The 1,398-nt window shown below is 76.6% G+C and carries 1 protein-coding gene; it reads left to right on the forward strand.

Going from position 1 to position 1,398, the window contains the following annotated elements:
- Positions 1–118: 118 nt before the first annotated feature.
- Positions 119–1,398: polyketide synthase dehydratase domain-containing protein (locus tag PUR61_RS33195; protein ID WP_329883225.1), on the forward strand; the 1,280-nt coding region annotated here is incomplete at its 3' end.

The raw sequence follows: 1,398 nt of genomic DNA on the forward strand, positions 1-1,398 counted from the left end.
CGTGGAGTTGGGTCCGGACGGGACTCTTGCGTCGTTGGTGGAGGGGGTTCTTGAGGGGCCGGTGACGGCTGCGGTGTTGCGGCGGGATCGTGGGGAGTCGCGGACGGCGGTGGCGGCGTTGGCGCGGATCCATGTGCAGGGCCACCGGGTCGACTGGGCGGCGTTGTTCGGTGGTGGGCGGCGTCCGCGGGTGGATCTGCCGACGTATCCGTTCCAGCGGCGTCGTTACTGGTTGGAGCCCGCGATCCGTACCGGTGACGCCGGCGGCCTCGGCCTGGCTGCCGTCGAGCACCCCGTGCTCGGCGCGGTCGTCGCCCCGGCCGACTCCACCGGTCTGCTGCTCACGGGCAGCCTGTCACTGGCCACCCACCCGTGGCTCGCCGACCACGTCGCCCTCGGGACGGTGCTCGCGCCGGGCGCGGCCCTGGTCGAGCTGGCGATCCGGGCCGGTGACGAGGTGGGGGCGAGTGCGCTCGACGAACTGGTCGTCGAGGCCCCGCTCGTCCTGCCCGAGCGCGGCGCGCTCCAGCTCCAGGTGGCCGTGGGCGAGCCGGACGGCAACGGCCTGCGGTCCGTCACCGTCCACTCGCGTCCCGCCCCGCCGGCCGGCGGTGGCGAGCACGCCGACCGATCGGCGGATTCCGCCGCCGACCGGTCGGCGCACTCCGGAGCCTCCGGCGACTGGACCCGCCACGCGAGCGGCCTGCTCTCCACCGCGCCCGTCGCCGCCGAGCTCTTCGCCTGGCCGCCCGCCGACACCGCCGGGCGCATCGCCCCGGAAGAGGCGTACGCGCTGCTGGCCGCCGTCGGTCTGGACTACGGGCCGGCCTTCCGGGGCCTGCGGGAGGTCTGGCGGGAGGGGTCGACGCTCTACGCGACGGCCGCCCTCCCGGAGCAGCTCACCGCCGACGCCGCCCGGTTCGGGCTGCACCCCGCCCTGCTGGATGCGGCCGCCCAGCTTCCCGCCCTCGACGGCGGCACGGACGGCGGCGCGGACGGCGACCCGAGCGGTGCCGGCGTCCGCCGGCTGCCCTTCGCCTACCGGGGCGTCACCCTGCACGCCTCGGCCGCGACCGAGCTGCGGGTGCGGGTCACCGCCACCGGGCCGGACACCTACGCCCTGGAGGCCGCCGACCCCGAGGGCCGGCCCGTGGTCTCGGTCGCCTCGCTGATCACCCGGCCGGTCCGGGCCGAGCAGCTGGGAGCCGTACCCGCCGTCGGCCGGGACACCCTCTTCGCCGTCGAATGGCCCGCGTCGACGGCGGGTGCCTCCGACGAGTCCGCCTGGGAGGTGCTGCGCGCGGAGGGGGACCTGGCCGTGACGCTGGCGGCCGTTCAGGGGTGGTTCGCGGACGAGTCCCGTGAGGGTGTCCGTCTGGTGGTCCTGACGCGTCGGGC

Origin of the sequence: Streptomyces sp. BE20, assembly GCF_036322525.1 — a bacterium.
In the GTDB taxonomy this organism is placed as follows: Bacteria; Actinomycetota; Actinomycetes; order Streptomycetales; family Streptomycetaceae; genus Kitasatospora.